Genomic DNA, 1,204 nt, shown 5'->3' with positions numbered 1-1,204 from the left:
TGCAATAACGGGCGCTTACCAAACCGCCCAAAACTGCTTTAATCCCTTGTATTCACAACACTTTGAAAAGCTGCCGCGTTGACAAAGCGTCCCTGTTTATAGCCTTGTTAGATGATGGCGACTTCCCTTGCCGACAAGCCGCTCCTGACTGGAAATGTTGCGAACAGCCTGCTCGATGTTTGGATTTTACACTGGCAATTGAAGGCTTGTTTGCATGACTTTTGAGCCAAACGGCGACCCGCCAAAGAATCCCAATTTTGCTGAACAAACTGAAGCGGTTTTAACTTCAATTTACTGGCTAACGTGTACGTTTAATCACCAGCATATAACGTCGTTTTAAGGGGCGAAAAACATTAGCTTCACGTAATAAAGCCACCGTAAACGCCATAAGTTGATATAACAAAATTTGCGGAGATGTTTTGCGTCCGCCTTCAAAACCTTTGTTATAAAGCTGCCACCCAATCTGTTTGAATAGCCGAACCTCGCCTTTTGCCTTTGCAAACAGCCCGCAGGATGTTTGATTTACTCTGGCTAACGAAGGCTTATTTGCACAACTTTAATGGTAAACGGCGAGACAACAGCGAACCGCTTTTTTGTTGAGAAAACCTCAGTGGTTTGGCGCTCAAAGTCGCAGCTTACATGTAAGTAAAATTACAGCGTATAACGCACCGCTAAGTGGCTAACAAACTGACCACCCAGCTCAATTGACCACCTTAAACACCGAACTCAACCAAGCCAAGTGTGCCACGCGTTTGTTAGTCCGGCTTGAGCGACTTGTTAGATTGCCCAGTTGATGCAGCAAAAACCTGCTGCCAAGGTGCTGAATTAACTATGAAATTATTACCTTTGAATGCACAAGTAAAACGGAACGCTTCGATTTCAAACCCAATCGACAAAACTAAAATAGCGAAGAAGCGACATGCCCAAAACCACCACGGTTTAACCCATTTTAAATGGCAAAGGATTCTGGCAATGAACCTGACAGCAAAGTGCACTTGAGCCAAAGATTTGCGCACAGCGACCAGCAAAAAGAAGCCATGCAAAAGAACTCTCGAAAAGCGCTAGAACGAATTGGCAACTACCCCACCACAAACTCTTCGTATCAATTGCTAGCAAGAACGATTGGGATTAAAAACGAGCAGGTGTAAAGCGCAAACACGAAATAAGGCTCATTGAACATTGCCACATTCCTATCATGGCAAAC

Annotated in this window: 1 protein-coding gene; it reads left to right on the top strand. The window is 44.4% G+C overall.

The window, feature by feature from the left end:
* Positions 1-953: 953 nt before the first annotated feature.
* Positions 954-1,148 (top strand): hypothetical protein, encoded by a 195-nt coding sequence (locus tag LRP50_RS25265; RefSeq protein ID WP_274167154.1) that lies wholly within the window; start codon positions 954-956, stop codon positions 1,146-1,148.
* Positions 1,149-1,204: the final 56 nt, after the last annotated feature.

The sequence above is a fragment of the Enterovibrio gelatinilyticus genome, from assembly GCF_028683095.1.
Taxonomy (GTDB): Bacteria; Pseudomonadota; Gammaproteobacteria; order Enterobacterales; family Vibrionaceae; genus Enterovibrio; species Enterovibrio gelatinilyticus.
The sequence above is the reverse complement of the archived record's forward strand: the minus strand, read 5'-3'. Positions and strand labels throughout refer to the sequence as shown.